This window comes from Streptomyces desertarenae, assembly GCF_042681365.1.
Lineage (GTDB): Bacteria > Actinomycetota > Actinomycetes > Streptomycetales > Streptomycetaceae > Streptomyces > Streptomyces desertarenae.
The window spans coordinates 254,091-267,976 of the sequence record NZ_JBHUFU010000001.1 but is presented as its reverse complement, the minus strand read 5'-3'; the positions used below and the strand labels follow the sequence as shown (position 1 = coordinate 267,976).

The following is a 13,886-nucleotide window of genomic DNA, read 5'->3' as shown; positions in this document are numbered from 1 at the left end:
GGGAGCGGGCCGGGGCCGTCGCGCGACGGCCCCGGCCCGCTCCCCGGTCGCTCAGCCGTAGGACGGCTCCGCGTGCATCTCCCAGATGAGCACCTCGGTGCCGGAGACCTCCCCGGCCGCCTCCAGCCGCTTCGCGTCGGTGATCCGCGCCGCGTCGCCGGCCTCCAGCAGTTCGTCGCCCAGGCGGAGTCCGCCGCGCACCACGTGCACGTACACCCACGGGGCGTCCGGGACCGCCGTGCGCTCCCCCGCGCCCAGCCGCCGCACGTGCATGACGGCGTCGGCACGGGCCAATCCGTACGGGGTGCCGTCGGCGATGCCGCGCACCACCTCGTACTCGGCCTCGCCCCCGAACACCCCCGGCACCAGCCACATCTGCACGAACCGCAGCGGCTCGCTCCCGGCGTTGCGCTCCACGTGCCGGATGCCGCGCCCGGCGCTCAGCCGCTGGACGTCCCCGGGCCGGACCACCGCGCGGCGCCCGGCCGAGTCCTCGTGCGTCAACTCGCCCTCGATCACCCAGGAGACGATCTCCACGTCCGCGTGCGGGTGTTCGGCGAAGCCCGCGCCCGGCGCGAGCCGCTCCTCGTTGCAGGCGACCAGCAGTCCGAAGCGCGTGTTGGACGGATCGTAGAAACCGGAGAAGGAGAAGGCGTGCCGTGTCTCGATGCCGGCCGCCGCGTCACCACCTCGGTAACGGTCGACTTCGCGCCATATGTGCAGCATTCCTCCACGGTACGTGCACGGCCCCGGAGCGTCACACGGCGGCCGTGGTGCCCATCCACAGCCGCCCCAGGGCGGTGCGGGTGCGCAGGTACTCCTCCACCTCGCCCGGTGTGGAGTCCGGGGCGAGCGGATCGAGGCCGGCCAGCAGCGCCACCGGCCCGCCGGCCCGCGCGAAGTCGGTCCACTCCCGGCACGCCCGCGCCCGCAGTCCCATGCCGCACTCCCCCAGCCGCACGGTCAGGGTCCCCCGCCCGCCGTCGGCGTCGGGCCGCGCGGCGGGGAGCGTGACGCACGGTCCGACGTACACCAGCGGGCGGTCCGCCTCGTCCAGTCCCAGCAGGGTCGCCAGGCGGAGCATCCGCCGCTCGGCCTCCTGGGCCGTGCTCCCCCAGGGAAGGGGCGCCGACGGCGCGATCAACAGGAAGGCCATGCGGCCCACTTCGGTCGCCTCCAGCCAGGTCCAGGCGGCCACGCGGCGCGGCAGCCCGGTGACGCGGGTGGCGCTCACCGGCCGCCCCCTTCCGTGTCGAGGGCGGCCGGGAGGGGGCGCGGGCCGGTGAGGCGGCACAGCAGCCGGTGCAGCGCGGCCGGTTCCACGAAGGGCGCCCGCCCGGTGGGCGTGCGGCGCCAGGACAGCGGCCACGTGGCGCCGCGCAGGGCCGGGACGCCGACGTAGGAGGCGTACCGGTCGCCGCTGGTCAACCCGCGTGCGCCGGGCGGCCAGCGGTACGCCCGGACGGTGCCCGGCGGCAGCAGGAAGTACGTGTACCGCTCCCCCGCGTGCTCCCGGACGACCGGCCCGTCCGTCTCCCGCGCCGCCTCCTCGGCCAACTCCCCGGCGACGCGCACCGCGTCGAAGTGCACTCCGGCCAGCCGCAGCGAATGCCCCGCCCTCGGCAGCCACTCCCACCCCGGCGGCGGGTCCCGGTCGGCGGCCGGTTCCGCGCCGGGGGCGGGGGTGACGCTTTCGGTGGTTGTTTCTCCGTTCACGCCACCGACTCTGGCCGCTCGTGCCTACCGTGACCAGCAGAGATCGATCCACATCCCTGCGCTGTCGCAGGGGCCCCGGGGGAGGGTGAGAGGCATGTCCGCGACCACGCCCAACAGCACGGGCTCGGACGGGATGAAGGTCTTCGGCGCGGTGCTGAGCGCCTTGCGCGAGGCGCACGGAACCACACGGGAGGAACTCGGCCGACAGGTCGGCTACTCGAAGTCGACGGTCGCCAAGATCGAGTACGGGGAACGGCTGGCGAGTCCGGCGTTCATCGCCAAGGCGGAGGAGCTGCTGGACGCCCGGGGCGCGCTGCGCGCCGCCGCACCGCACCTGAAGTGGACGCGGCTGCCGTCGTGGTTCGGCGAGTACGCGCGGCGGGAGCAGGAGGCGGTGAGCCTGTGGACGTACGACACGCACGTGATCCTCGGGCTGGTGCAGACCGAGGACTACGCCCGCGCGGTCCTCAGCGCCCGCTGCCCGGTACTGGACGAGGAGGAGATCGAACGCCGGGTGCAGGCGCGCATGGAGCGCCAGGTGCTGCTGACGCGCAAGCCGTCCGTCTCGCTGGCCATGGTGGTCGAGGAGTGGGTGCTGCGGCGGCCGGTGGGGGGAAAGGCCGTCCTCAAGGCGCAGTTGGAGCGGCTGCTGGAGCTGTCCGAACTGCGGAACGTGTCGGTTCAACTCATGCCGACGCACTACGAGACCCACGCCGGGTTCAGCGGTCCCTTCACTCTGCTGGAGACGCCCGACCGCCAGTGGGTCGCCTATGTCGAAACCCAGGCCGGCGGCGAGGTGATCGACGACCGGCACACGGTCAGCGAGTTCCAGACGCGCTATGGGATGCTTCGAACGCAGGCTCTAACCCCGAAGGACTCCGCGCAGTTGATCGAGGAGATGATCCGCGAGCTATGAACACCGCAGATCTGGTCTGGCTCACGTCCAGCTACAGCGGCGACTCAGGCGGCCAGTGCGTCGAGGTGGCTGTCGAGTGGCACAAGTCCAGCCACAGCGGCGACTCGGGCGGTGACTGCGTGGAGGTGGCGGCCTGCCCGCACGCCGTGCACGTCCGCGACTCCAAGGACGTCTCCCGGCCCCACCTCGCCTTCTCCCCCGACGCCTGGTCCGCCTTCCTCGGCTCCGCCCGCGCCTGACCGTACGGCGCCGTGGGGCGGGGCTCCGTCCCACGGCGCCGTACGGCGCGGCCGCCGACATCCACAGCAAGGTCCACGCCGACGGCACCTTCGAGGACGGGGTCCACAGCGGCGGACACACCTGCCCCACCGGCCGGTTGTCCTTCCCGCAGGACGCGATCGGGGCCGTCGCGGCGCTGGAGCCGCACTCCGCCGGCACCACGAGCGCACCGCCGACGCCGAGGACGGCGTCCCCACCGGTGACACGGCGGCCGACGGCACGCTCTCCCCGCACTACGACAGGGAGCGGGCGGCACGCGGGATCCGTGCCGCCATCGCGCTCCGCGCGGACCCGGAGGCGGTCGACACCGGCCAGGGCGGCCGTATCCCTCACGCCCCCCGGCGGAACAGGGCCGTCCAGAGGAAGGACTCGCCGAAGTACGGGGAGTCGGAGGGCTCGTCGCGCATGCGGCGCACCTCGACCTCCTCCAGGTCGGAGAAGATCCGGCGCAGGGAGTCGGGGGTGTAGGCGAGTCCGCCGTGGAGGCCGGACGGACCGGACGGGCCGGACGGGCGGTACAGCTCCGCGTCGGACAGTTCGCAGCCCATCCCGCCGGGTCCGGCGGCGAAGCAGGTGAGGGCGAGGTGGCCGCCGGGGGCGAGCACGCGGTCGACGAGGGCCAGGTAGCCGACGCGGCGGTGCGGCGGCAGGTGGTGGAAGCAGCCGGAGTCGCAGATCAGGTCGTAGGGGCCGGGGAGTTCGCCGGCGGTGAGGACGAAGGCGTCCCCGCGGTGGAGGCGGACGCGGGCGCGGAGGTCGGGCGCCGCCTCGCGGAGGCGTTCCCCGGCCCAGTCGATCGCCCGCTCGGAGAGGTCGACGGCGTCCACGGTGAAGCCTCCGGCCGCCAGGTGGAGGGCGTTGCGGCCCGGTCCGCAGCCCAGGTCGAGGGCCCGGCCCGGGGTGATCAGGCCGCGCTCCAGCCAGGAGGCCAGGCTCTCGTCGGGTTTCGCCGCGAAGAACGGCACGGGCCGGGAGCGGTCCGCGTAGAAGCCGTCCCACCAGGAGGCCGCGCCGTCCGTCCAGCGGTCGGCCCCGGGCGCGAACAGCCCGTCGAGAAGCCCGAGTACGTCCTCCACCGTGCGGATGTCCCGCCGCATCCGGCGCCCCCTTCGTCCGGTCCGCCGCCGTCCCCAGGACTCTGGGAGCGGGGCGGCCCGCGGGCCAGGACGGACCGGCGGGCCCGAGGGCGCCGATGGGCGCGAGGCGGCCGGACACGGGGTGGGGAAGGTCCCCGTACGCGGGGAGGGGCGAACGGCCGGGCGTTCCCCCGCGGCGGGCCGCCACGGGGCCTTCGCCGGCCCGTCCGGGGACGGTTTCTTCACGGGTTCGGCGCCGGGGCGTCCGGGGCCGGTCCGGGTGCGGCGGGCTCAGCCGCCGTCGCGCGCCGGGTCGCCGTGCCGGCGGTCGTGGCGCTCCTGGGCGGCGAGCACCTCGGGCATGTGGGCCTCCAGGTGCTCGATGAGGTCGATCAGCTTGGCGGTGGTGGTGCGGCCCAGCTCAGTGAGGCTGTACTCCACCTGCGGCGGCATGACGGCGCGGACCTCGCGGTGGACGAAGCCGTCGCGCTCCAGGGCCTGGAGGGTCTGGGCGAGCATCTTCTCGCTCACGCCGTCGACGCAGCGGCGCAGGGCGTTGAAGCGGGCGGCCCCGTCGTACAGGCCGGCCAGGACCAGCACGCCCCAGCGCCCGGTGAGGTGCCCCAGGACCGGTCGGGAGGGGCAGGCGCGGGCGAACACGTCGAATGCCGCTTCCCGGGCCGCCCGGTCCTCCGCCGCCTCGGGTGTGGGGGTCGTTGTGTCCATGCCCGCAGGCTACCGGAGCACAGCACTTTCTAAAAGTTTGCGCTTTCAATTATGCCGTGTACGGTGGGCGGCACGCCGGGTCCCGCAGATCCGTTCCGCTCCCCACCCCCGACCGAAGGAAGCCTTCGATGATCGTCGTCACCGGTGCCACCGGGCAGTTCGGCCGCCTGGCCGTGGAGAAGCTGCTCGCGCGCGGCGTGCCCGCCGCCGAGATCGCCGCCGCCGTCCGCACCCCCGAGAAGGCCGCCGACCTGGCCGCCCGGGGCGTGGAGGTCCGCGAGGCCGACTACGACCGGCCCGAGACCCTCGCCCCCGCCTTCGCCGGGGCGGACAAGCTGCTGTTCGTCTCCGCCAACGGGCCCGACGCCCTGCGCATCGCCCAGCACCGCGCCGTCGTCGACGCCGCGCGGGAGGCCGGGGTCGGCCTGGTCGCCTACACCTCGGTCGTCGACGCCGACACCAACCCGCTGGGACTGGCCCGCGTCCACCGCGACACCGAAGCCGCCCTGGCCGGATCCGGCCTGCCGACCGTGCTGCTGCGCAACGGCTGGTACACCGAGAACTACACCGCCGCCCTGCCCGACGCCGTCGAGCGCGGCGCCATCGTCGGCTCGGCCGGCGAGGGCCGCATCGCCTCGGCCGCCCGCGCCGACTACGCCGAGGCCGCCGCCGCCGTCCTGACCCGCGACGACCAGGCGGGCCGGGTGTACGAGCTGACCGGCGACCGCGCCTGGACACTCGCCGAGCTGGCCGCGGCGGCCACCGCCGTCTCGGGCCGGGAGGTCGTCTACACCGACCTGCCCGCCGAGCGGTACGCGCGGATCCTCACCGACGCGGGCCTGCCGGACTTCCTCGTGGAGCTGCTGGTGGACTCCGACACCAAGGTCGCCCAGGGGGCCCTGGAGCGGGTCGCCGGCGACCTTCCCGCCCTCCTGGGCCGCCCCGCCACCCCGCTGTCCGACTCCGTCGCCGAGGCCCTCAAGGGCTGAGCCCGGACCGCGCCCCGCCCCGTGGGCGCGCGTGGCCCCGCCGGACGCGGCCGCGCGCCTACGGGAGGGGGGGTGCCTTGGGGAAGGTGCGGCGGTAGTCGCTCGGCGAGACCCCGACGTGCTTCAGGAAGTGGTGGCGGAGGTTGTTCGCCGTGCCCAGGCCGCTCAGTTCGCCGATCCTCTCGACCGGCAGGTCCGTCGACTCCAGCAGGCTCTGGGCCCTGGCCAGGCGCTGGCCCAGGAGCCACCGCACGGGCGTGGTGCCCGTGGCGGCCCGGAGCCGCCGGTAGAACGTGCGCGGACTCATCGCCGCGCGCCGCGCCAGGTCCCCGACCGTCAGCGGTTCGTCCAGGTGCGCGCGGGCCCACTCCAGGACCGGCGCCAGCCCCTCGTCGTCGGTGGCGGGCACGGCCAGGTCGACGAACTGGGCCTGGCCGCCCGGCCGGTGGGCGGGCACGACCATCCGGCGGGCGAGCTGGTTGGCGACGTGGGCGCCCAGGTCACGGCGCACGAGGTGGAGGCAGAGGTCGAGGCCGGCGGTGAGTCCGGCGCTGGTGAGGACGTCGCCGTTGTCGACGTACAGCACCGAGTCGTCGACCTCCACCTCCGGGTAGCGGGCGGCGAGCTGGGCGGTGTGCATCCAGTGGGCGGTGGCGCGGCGGCCGTCCAGCAGGCCCGCCTCGGCGAGCGCGAAGGCGCCGGTGCACAGGGAGACCATGCGGGCGCCGCCCTCGTGGGCGCGGCGCAGGGCCTTGACCAGCTCCGCCGGGATCGGCTCGCCGTCCTCGACGCAGGCGTCGGGGACGGAGGAGACGATCACGGTGTCCGCGCCGACGAGGTCGTCGAGGCCGTAGGGGGTCCGCAGGGCCAGCCCCGCACCGCCCGGCGGGCCGTCCCCCGTCCCGCACAGCCGCAGCTCGTACCAGGGGTCGGCCAGATCCGGCTGCGGCTTCCCGAAGACGGTGCAGGGGATGCCGAGTTCGTACAGGTCCCAGGAGGGGATCTCGATGCCCTCGGGCACGACCACGGCGACGGAACCGGCACCCATGCCCCGAAGCGTAGGCCACACCGCCGACGGCGTGGCAGGAATTTGGCGCCGGCCGTCACCGCCGTCACTGTCCCGGGCCGCCGCGCACTGCGAGCGTGGTCCCCACGTGAACGACACGACCGTCCGCCGCGTGCGGACGTACTTCGGGGAGTGGTGGCATGAACGCGCACTATCCGGCCGTGACCGTCCTGGGCCTGGGATCGATGGGCTCGGCACTGGCCGCCGTACTGTCGGACCGGGGGCACCCGACCACCGTGTGGAACCGCTCGGCCCACAAGGCGGAGGCACTCGTGGCGCGGGGCGCCCTGCCGGCCGCGACGGCCGGGGAGGCGGTCGCGGCGAGCCCGCTGGTCGTCGCCTGCGTCCTGGACTACGACGCGCTGCGCACCGTCCTCGACCCCGTGGCCGGCGCCCTGGCGGGCAGGACGCTGGTCAACCTCACCTCCGGTTCGCCGGAGCAGGCCCGGGAGACCGCCGAGTGGGCCCGCTCGCACGGGGCCGACTACCTCGACGGCGCGATCATGACCACCCCGCCGGGGGTCGGCAGCCCGGAGACGATGTTCTTCTACAGCGGCCCGGAGCCCGTCTTCGAGGCCCACCGGCCGATCCTGGCGGCCCTGGGCGAACCCCTGTACCTGGGGGCCGATCCGGGAACGGCGTCCCTCTACGACGCCGCCCTGCTCGGTCTGATGTGGGCGGTGCTGACCGGCTGGCTGCACGGCACCGCGCTGGTCGGTGCGGAGGGGACGCAGGCCACGGCGTTCACCCCCGTCGCCGTGCGCTGGCTGACCGCCGTGGCCGGCTTCATGACCACCTACGCGCCCCAGGTGGACGCCGGCCGCTACCCGGGCGACGACGCCACCGTCGACGTGCAGATCGCGACGATCGACCACCTCCTCCACGCGGCCGAGGCGCGCGGCCTGGACAACGCGCTGCCCGCGCTGCTGAAGGCCACCATGGAACGGGCGAAGGCCGCCGGGCACGGCTCGGACAGCTACGCGAGCGTGATCGAGGTCCTGCGGGGACCGTCGGCCGGCGGGTGACCGCGCGCCGGGGCGCCGGGCGGGGGCCGGCTCCCCGGCGGTCCCGCGCCTCAGTCCCCCACCGGGGCGCGCTCGTCCAGGAGGCCCTCGCCGCGCAGGTCGGACCAGAGCCCGGCCGGTACGTCCGCCTCGAAGGCCGCCACGTCGGCCCGCACCTCCTCCGCCGAGCGCATGCCGACCACGATGCCCGCGACCACGGGGTGGAGCAGGGGGAACGCCATCGCCGCCTGAGGGAGGGTCGCCCCGTGCGCCTCGCAGACGTCGGCGATGCGGTGGGCCCGCCGCAGCAGTTCGGACGGGGCGGGGCCGTAGTCGTAGAACGCGCCGTCGGCGGGCCGCGGCGCGGCCAGCAGACCGGAGTTGAAGACGGAGGCCGCCAGCACCGAGACGCCGCGCTCGGCGCACGCGGGCAGCAGGTCGTCCAGGGCGCCGTGCTCCAGCAGCGTGTAGCGGCCGGAGAGCATCACCACGTCGGCGTCGGTCTCCCGCACGAACCTGGTCAGCATGCCGGTGTGGTGCATCCCCGCCCCGACGGCGCCCACCACGCCCTGGGCGCGCAGTTCGGCGAGCGCCGGGTAGCCGTGGCGCAGGGCGTCCTCGAAGCGGCCCTCCGCGTCGTGGAGGAACAGCACGTCGAAGCGGTCGACGCCCATGCGGGCGAGGGAGTCCTCGACGCTGCGCAGGATGCCGTCGCGGGAGAAGTCCCACACCCGCCGGTGCGTCGCGGGCACCGTGAACGCCTCGTCGGTCCGGCCCGCCGGGTCCTGCGGCACGAGCAGCCTGCCGACCTTCGTCGAGAGCGTGAACCCGTTCCGCGGCCTGCGGCCCGAAGCCCAGCTCGGTGACCTCCACCGTGCTCCGCCCCAACCCGCCGGTCCTCATCCGTCGGTTCTCATCCGTCGGTTCTCATCCGTCGGTTCTCATCCGGTTCCGACGCCGTGTGCACGACGTACGCCACACCTCCAGTCTCGTCCGCTCCGCGGCGCCGCTCCAACCGGTTTTCCGGCGGACGGGGACCACCGCCCACCGCCCCGCCGCACCGGCCCGGTTGTGCGGATCCGACACCCGCCCTCCTCCTCTCCGTACCAATAGGGCAGTCTTGTCCCCGTGCCAGAACCCACTCAGACCCCAGCACCCGACAAGCAGCGCCCGCATCCGCACCCCGCGACGCTGCGGCGGCTGGAGCAGTCCTCCGGCAAGCTGGCCGCCGCCGCCCTGACGCGGATGGGGGAGCAACTCCCCTGGTACCGCGCGATGCCGCCGGAGAACCGGTCGTGGATCGGCCTGGTGGCGCAGGCGGGCATCGCGGCCTTCACCGAGTGGTTCCGGCACCCGGAGACGCCGCAGGCGATCAGCACGGACGTGTTCGGCACCGCGCCGCGCGAGTTGACGCGGGCGGTCACGCTGCGGCAGACCGTGGAGATGGTCCGCACCACCATCGAGGTCGTGGAGTCCGCGATCGACGAGGTGGCCGCGCCCGGCGACGAGGGCGTGCTGCGCGAGGCGCTGCTCGTCTACGCCCGGGAGATAGCCTTCGCCACCGCCCAGGTGTACGCCCAGGCCGCCGAGGCGCGCGGCGCGTGGGACGCGCGCCTGGAGTCGCTGGTGGTCAACGCGGTGCTCTCCGGCGAGGCCGACGAGGGGGCCGTCTCCCGCGCCGCGGCGCTGGGCTGGAGCTCCCCCGAGCACGTGGCCGTGGTGCTGGGCACCGCGCCCGACGGGGACAGCGAGCTGACCGTGGAGGCGATACGCCGCGCCGCCCGGCACGCCAGGCTCCAGGTGCTCACCGGGGTGCTGGGCAGCCGCCTGGTGGTCGTCGCGGGCGGCTCCGACGATCCACTGCACATGGCCAAGGCGCTGATCGGGCCGTTCGCGCCGGGTCCGGTGGTGGCCGGGCCCGTGGTGGGCGACCTGCTGTCGGCGACGCGGTCGGCGCAGGCCGCCGCGGCCGGCCTCAAGGCGTGCGCGGCGTGGCCCGACGCACCGCGGCCGGTCCTCGCCGACGACCTGCTGCCCGAGCGCGCGATGGCCGGGGACTCCACCGCGCGCGCCCTGCTGGTGGAGGAGATCTACAGACCGCTCCAGGAGGCGGGGGCGGCCCTGCTGGAGACTCTGAGCGTCTACCTGGAGCAGGCGAGCAGTCTGGAGGGGGCGGCGCGGATGTTGTTCGTCCATCCCAACACCGTCCGCTACCGGCTGCGCCGTGTGACGGATGTCACCGGCTGGTCCCCGTCCGACGTCCGGTCGGCTTTCACCCTGCGTGTGGCCCTGATCCTGGGACGACTCCACGACGGAGGCGGCCGCATGTAGTCGTGCCGGACGGTTTTGTCGGCTCCGGACAACTAGCCTGGATGTTCTTCGTGCCGGTCCCCACCGGCGGTGACCTCCGTCGACAAGAGAGAGTGTGAGAGTGCTCGTACTCGTCGCCCCCGGCCAGGGTGCCCAGACACCCGGCTTCCTGACTCCCTGGCTCGAACTCCCCGGTGTCGCCGACCGGCTGCGTGAGTGGTCGGCCGCCATCGACCTGGACCTGGTGCACTACGGCACCGAGGCCGACGCCGAGCAGATCCGCGACACCGCCGTGGCCCAGCCGCTGCTGGTCGCCGCAGGGCTCGTCTCGGCGCAGGCGCTGCTGGACGGGATGCCCAAGGAGGCCCTCGGCGCGGTCGCGGGCCACAGCGTGGGCGAGCTGACCGCCGCCGCGATCGGCGAAGTCCTCAGCCCCGAGGACGTGATGGGCCTCGTGCGCACCCGCGGCCGGGCGATGGCCGAGGCCGCCGCCGTCACCCCGACCGGCATGACCGCCGTCGTCGGCGGCGACCCGGAGACGGTGACCGCGCACCTGGAGAAGCTGGGGCTCACCCCGGCGAACGTCAACGGCGCCGGGCAGATCGTCGCCGCCGGCACCACCGAGCAGCTCGCGGCCCTCGCCGAGGACAAGCCGGAGGGCGTGCGGATGGTGAAGGCGCTGTCCGTGGCGGGCGCCTTCCACACCCACCACATGGCCCCGGCCGTGGACGCGCTGGCCCGCGCGGTCGAGGGCGTCGCGGCCAAGGACCCGGTCGTCCGCTACGTCTCCAACCGGGACGGCCGGGTCGTCGCGGAGGGCGGCGAGGTCGTGCGGCGGCTGGTGGCCCAGGTCTCCAGCTCCGTGCGCTGGGACCTGTGCATGGAGACCTTCCGCGAGCTGGGCGTCACCGCGCTGGTCGAGGTGTGCCCCGGCGGCACCCTCACCGGCCTGGCCAGGCGCGCCCTGCCCGGGGTGACGACGCTGGCGGTGAAGACGCCCGAACACCTCGAGGCGGCCCGCGAACTGATCGCCGAGCACGCCGCCGGCACGGTCCGGCAACCGGACAGCAGCCGATAGGAGACCCGAGAGCATGACCGCGAAGATCAGGCCCGCCAAGGGCGCCCCGTACGCGCGCATCCTCGGTGTCGGCGGCTACCGGCCGACCCGCGTGGTGCCCAACGAGGAGATCCTCAAGCACATCGACTCCTCCGACGAGTGGATCCGCTCCCGTTCCGGGATCTCCACCCGGCACTGGGCGGGCCCGGAGGAGACCGTCGCCGAGATGACGCTCGCCGCGGCGGGCAAGGCCATCGCGGACGCGGGGATCGACCCGGAGCAGATCGGCGCGGTCGTCATCTCGACCGTCTCCCACTTCAAGCAGACGCCCTCGATCGCCACCGAGATCGCCCACCGGCTGGGCACCGGCAAGGCCGCCGCCTTCGACATCTCCGCGGCCTGCGCCGGCTTCGGCTACGGCCTGGCCATCGCCAAGGGCCTGGTCGTGGACGGCAGCGCCGAGTACGCGCTGGTGGTCGGCGTCGAGCGGCTGTCGGACCTGACGGACCTGACGGACCGCACCACCGCCTTCCTCTTCGGGGACGGCGCCGGGGCGGTGGTCGTCGGCCCGTCCGAGGAGCCCGCCATCGGCCCCGTCGTGTGGGGCTCGGAGGGCGACAAGGCGGACGTGATCTCGCAGACCGTGCCGTGGGACGGGTTCCGCGTCGGCGACGTCTCGCAGCTGCCCGTCGGCGAGAACGGCGAGTTGAAGTTCCCGGCGATCCGGCAGGAGGGCCAGACGGTCTTCCGCTGGGCCGTCTTCGAGATGGCGAAGGTCGCCCAGCAGGCCCTGGAGGCCGCGGGCATCAGCGCCGACGACCTGGACGTCTTCATCCCGCACCAGGCCAACATGCGGATCATCGACTCGATGGTGAAGACCCTCAAGCTGCCGGAGCACGTCACGGTCGCCCGCGACGTGGAGACCACCGGCAACACCTCGGCCGCCTCCATCCCGCTCGCCATGGAGCGGCTGCTGGCGACCGGGCAGGCGAAGAGCGGCGACACCGCGCTCGTCATCGGGTTCGGGGCGGGTCTCGTCTACGCGGCGACGGTCGTTACCCTCCCCTAGGCGGCGGTCGATCCGCCCCCACACGCAACAGACCGCAGCACAACGCAACACAACGAGAAGGAGCGCCACAGATGGCCGCCACCAAGGAAGAGATCGTCACCGGTCTCGCCGAGATCGTGAACGAGATCGCCGGCATCCCGGTCGAGGACGTCCAGCCGGAGAAGTCCTTCACCGACGACCTGGACGTCGACTCGCTGTCCATGGTCGAGGTCGTCGTCGCCGCCGAGGAGCGCTTCGGCGTGAAGATCCCGGACGACGACGTCAAGAACCTCAAGACCGTCGGTGACGCGGTGGACTACATCACCGCCCACCAGGACTGACCGGTTCGCAGTCCGTCGAGGCGTTTGTCGCCACCCGGCTCGCGGTGGCGGATGACCGCACATCCCTACCAGTGGAGACGAGGAAACCCGTGAACGCGACCAATCGCACCGTGGTCGTCACCGGTGTCGGCGCAACCACACCGCTGGGTGGCGACAGCGCATCGACGTGGGAGGGCCTGGTCGCCGGCCGTTCCGGCGTCAAGGCCCTGGAGCACGAGTGGGCGGCCGGGCTGCCGGTGAGGATCGCCGCCGAGGTGGCGGTCGAGCCCTCCGAGGTCCTGCCCCGCCCGCTGGCCCGCAAGCTGGACCGCTCGGCCCAGTTCGCCCTGATCGCGGCCCGCGAGGCGTGGGCCGACGCCGGCTTCGAGGGCAAGGCCGGGGAGAGCGGCCAGGTGGACCCGGACCGGCTCGGCACCGTCGTCGCCTCCGGCATCGGCGGCGTCACCACGCTGCTCGACCAGTACGACGTGCTGAGGGAGAAGGGCGCGCGCCGCGTCTCCCCGCACACCGTGCCGATGCTGATGCCCAACAGCCCCTCGGCCAACGTGGGCCTGGAGGTGGGCGCCCAGGCGGGCGTGCACACCCCGGTCAGCGCCTGCGCCTCGGGCGCCGAGGCGGTGGGCTACGCCGTGGAGATGATCCGCAGCGGGCGCGCCGACGTGGTCGTCACCGGCGGCACCGAGGCGGCCATCCACCCGCTGCCCGTCGCCGCGTTCGCCAACATGATGGCGATGTCCAAGAACAACGACGCGCCGGAGAGGGCCTCCAGGCCCTTCGACAAGGCCCGCGACGGCTTCGTGCTCGGCGAGGGCGCGGGCATCGTGGTGCTGGAGTCGGCCGAGCACGCCGCCCGGCGCGGCGCCCGCGTCTACTGCGAGGTGCTGGGCCAGGGGCTGTCCGCGGACAACCACCACATCGCCCAGCCCGAGCCGACCGGCCGGGGCATCGCCGCCGCGCTCCAGCACCTGATGGAGTCCACCGGCCTGGACCCCGCGGAGGTCGCCCACGTCAACGCGCACGCCACCTCCACGCCGCAGGGCGACGTCGCCGAGGTCAAGGCGCTGCGCAAGGTGCTGGGTTCCGACCTGGACCACGTGGCCGTCTCCGCCACCAAGTCCATGACCGGCCACCTGCTGGGCGGCGCGGGCGGCATCGAGACGGTGGCGACGGTGCTGGCGCTGTACCACCGCACCGCCCCGCCGACCGTCAACGTCGACGACCTGGACGAGGAGGTCGACGCCGACATCGTGCGCGGCGAGGCCCGTCCCCTGGGCGAGGGCCGGCTCGTCGCGCTCAACAACTCCTTCGGCTTCGGCGGCCACAACGTCGTCGTGGCCTTCCGCACGGCCTGACGCCCA

At 74.2% G+C, this 13,886-nt stretch carries 15 protein-coding genes and 1 pseudogene; 9 read left to right on the top strand and 7 right to left on the bottom strand.

The window, feature by feature from the left end; genetic code table 11:
- Nucleotides 1-51: 51 nt before the first annotated feature.
- From ACFSJS_RS01120 to ACFSJS_RS01110, 3 genes are read right to left on the bottom strand one after another with little or no spacing between them, the layout of a single operon-like run.
- The gene (locus tag ACFSJS_RS01120; protein ID WP_380895660.1) at nt 52-726 is read right to left on the bottom strand and encodes a pirin family protein; all 675 of its coding nucleotides are present in this window, start codon (nt 724-726) and stop codon (nt 52-54) included.
- A gap of 31 nt (nt 727-757) precedes the next feature.
- Nucleotides 758-1,234, bottom strand: coding sequence for a hypothetical protein (locus tag ACFSJS_RS01115; RefSeq protein WP_380895658.1), 477 nt, complete (start codon nt 1,232-1,234; stop codon nt 758-760).
- Nucleotides 1,231-1,716: a hypothetical protein gene (locus ACFSJS_RS01110; RefSeq protein WP_380895656.1), complete on the bottom strand. Its 486-nt coding sequence runs from the start codon at nt 1,714-1,716 to the stop codon at nt 1,231-1,233. The genes ACFSJS_RS01115 and ACFSJS_RS01110 overlap by 4 nt, the downstream gene beginning before the upstream one ends.
- 94 nt (nt 1,717-1,810) lie before the next feature.
- Here ACFSJS_RS01110 and ACFSJS_RS01105 point away from each other — a divergent pair, with 94 nt between their 5' ends.
- Entirely contained in the window at nt 1,811-2,632 is an 822-nt protein-coding gene (locus ACFSJS_RS01105; protein WP_380895654.1) for a helix-turn-helix domain-containing protein, read from the top strand.
- Nucleotides 2,629-2,871, top strand: a complete 243-nt coding sequence (locus ACFSJS_RS01100) for a DUF397 domain-containing protein (protein ID WP_380895652.1) — start codon at nt 2,629-2,631, stop codon at nt 2,869-2,871. Before ACFSJS_RS01105 ends, ACFSJS_RS01100 begins: the two co-directional genes overlap by 4 nt.
- Before the next feature lie 369 nt (nt 2,872-3,240).
- Here ACFSJS_RS01100 and ACFSJS_RS01095 read toward each other — a convergent pair whose 3' ends face one another.
- Complete coding sequence (locus ACFSJS_RS01095) at nt 3,241-4,008, bottom strand: class I SAM-dependent methyltransferase (protein ID WP_380895650.1); 768 nt, start codon at nt 4,006-4,008, stop codon at nt 3,241-3,243.
- A 270-nt stretch (nt 4,009-4,278) separates the two neighbouring features.
- On the bottom strand, nt 4,279-4,713 hold the full coding sequence (locus ACFSJS_RS01090) for a winged helix-turn-helix transcriptional regulator (protein ID WP_380895648.1): 435 nt from the start codon (nt 4,711-4,713) through the stop codon (nt 4,279-4,281).
- Nucleotides 4,714-4,841: 128 nt separating this feature from the next.
- Between ACFSJS_RS01090 and ACFSJS_RS01085 the strand changes: the two genes are divergently transcribed.
- Complete coding sequence (locus ACFSJS_RS01085) at nt 4,842-5,702, top strand: SDR family oxidoreductase (RefSeq protein ID WP_380895646.1); 861 nt, start codon at nt 4,842-4,844, stop codon at nt 5,700-5,702.
- Nucleotides 5,703-5,760: 58 nt separating this feature from the next.
- On the opposite strand, the gene ACFSJS_RS01080 is transcribed toward ACFSJS_RS01085, so the two are convergent.
- A complete protein-coding gene (locus tag ACFSJS_RS01080; protein WP_417823173.1) occupies nt 5,761-6,729 on the bottom strand; it encodes a GlxA family transcriptional regulator in 969 nt (322 codons plus the stop codon).
- A gap of 179 nt (nt 6,730-6,908) precedes the next feature.
- Between ACFSJS_RS01080 and ACFSJS_RS01075 the strand changes: the two genes are divergently transcribed.
- The gene (locus ACFSJS_RS01075) at nt 6,909-7,793 is read left to right on the top strand and encodes an NAD(P)-dependent oxidoreductase (protein ID WP_380895642.1); all 885 of its coding nucleotides are present in this window, start codon (nt 6,909-6,911) and stop codon (nt 7,791-7,793) included.
- Between the two features lie 50 nt (nt 7,794-7,843).
- Here ACFSJS_RS01075 and ACFSJS_RS01070 read toward each other — a convergent pair.
- A pseudogene (locus ACFSJS_RS01070) lies at nt 7,844-8,605 on the bottom strand (aldo/keto reductase); the annotation flags it as partial.
- A gap of 295 nt (nt 8,606-8,900) precedes the next feature.
- Here ACFSJS_RS01070 and ACFSJS_RS01065 point away from each other — a divergent pair.
- The 5 genes from ACFSJS_RS01065 to fabF all read left to right on the top strand — a co-directional run bounded on the left by ACFSJS_RS01065 (nt 8,901) and on the right by fabF (nt 13,880).
- Complete coding sequence (locus ACFSJS_RS01065; protein WP_380895641.1) at nt 8,901-10,103, top strand: PucR family transcriptional regulator; 1,203 nt, start codon at nt 8,901-8,903, stop codon at nt 10,101-10,103.
- Between the two features lie 100 nt (nt 10,104-10,203).
- Nucleotides 10,204-11,160, top strand: a complete 957-nt coding sequence (locus ACFSJS_RS01060) for an ACP S-malonyltransferase (protein ID WP_380896744.1) — start codon at nt 10,204-10,206, stop codon at nt 11,158-11,160.
- Between the two features lie 13 nt (nt 11,161-11,173).
- A complete protein-coding gene (locus tag ACFSJS_RS01055; RefSeq protein ID WP_380895639.1) occupies nt 11,174-12,208 on the top strand; it encodes a ketoacyl-ACP synthase III in 1,035 nt (344 codons plus the stop codon).
- Nucleotides 12,209-12,279: 71 nt separating this feature from the next.
- Entirely contained in the window at nt 12,280-12,528 is a 249-nt protein-coding gene (locus tag ACFSJS_RS01050; protein WP_380895637.1) for an acyl carrier protein, read from the top strand.
- Nucleotides 12,529-12,617: 89 nt separating this feature from the next.
- Nucleotides 12,618-13,880: a beta-ketoacyl-ACP synthase II gene (fabF, locus tag ACFSJS_RS01045; protein ID WP_380895635.1), complete on the top strand. Its 1,263-nt coding sequence runs from the start codon at nt 12,618-12,620 to the stop codon at nt 13,878-13,880.
- Nucleotides 13,881-13,886 lie beyond the last annotated feature (6 nt).